The 865-nt window shown below is 64.4% G+C and carries 1 protein-coding gene; it reads right to left on the bottom strand.

The features are described 5' to 3' along the window. Positions 1-865, bottom strand: an 865-nt coding sequence (locus ACYVL2_RS19980) for a pectate lyase family protein (protein ID WP_460546561.1), incomplete at both ends; no start/stop codon positions are given.

Below are 865 nucleotides of genomic sequence, written 5' to 3'. Positions count from 1 at the left end.
TGGTTGTCGCTGCCGTCGCTCGACCAGGTCACGTTGTCGTAGATATTGCCGGTCACCTCCCAGTAGCCCATGTCGTCGGTGTAGAAGGTGCCCAGCACGTCCTTGGAGTCCTGGAAATAGTTGTGGTCGACCTGCACCCGCGCGCCGACCCGGGAATTGATGCCCGACTTGCTGATGCCCACGAAGTGGTTGTTGTAGGCGTGGGCCACCCCGGCCCGCAGCAGCGGCGTGCGCGAGTCGATGTTCTCGTACCGGTTGTGATGGAAGGTGACGAACCCGTTCGAGGTGTCGCCCGAGCTGGAGCCGATCAGGCCGCCGCGCCCGGAGTTGCGCAGGATGCTGTAGGAAAGAGTGACGTACCGGGTGTCGTTCTTCAGGTCGAACAGCCCGTCGAAGCCCTCGTCCTCCCCGCCGGAGGCCTCCAGGGTGACGTGGTCGACCCACACGTTGCGCACCCCGGCCTCCATGCCGATGGCGTCCCCGCCGTTGGAGGTCGGCGACCCGGACTTCTTGACATTGCGGACGGTCACGTTCCGGATCACGATGTTGCTCGACTCGCGAATGTGGATGCCCAGCTGGTCGAAGACCGCGCCGCCGCCGACACCGATGATGGTGATGTTGCTGATGCGCTTGAGCTCGATCCGGTCATCGTCGGTATCGCAGCTGTCACCGGAGACCTTGCTGGTGTTGCCGTGATTGATCGTGCCCTCGACCTCGATGATGATCGGAGTACTGGTACTGGCCCGGTTGCACAGGGCCGCATGAATCTCGGTACCGGTACTGGCCCGTACCGTCTGCCCGCCCGCACCACCGGTCGTCCCACCGTTCTGCGAAGCGAACCCCGTCGCCCCATGCGACTGCGCCG

The sequence above is a fragment of the Glycomyces halotolerans genome (assembly GCF_054779575.1).
This window is presented reverse-complemented; position numbering and strand designations above follow the sequence as displayed.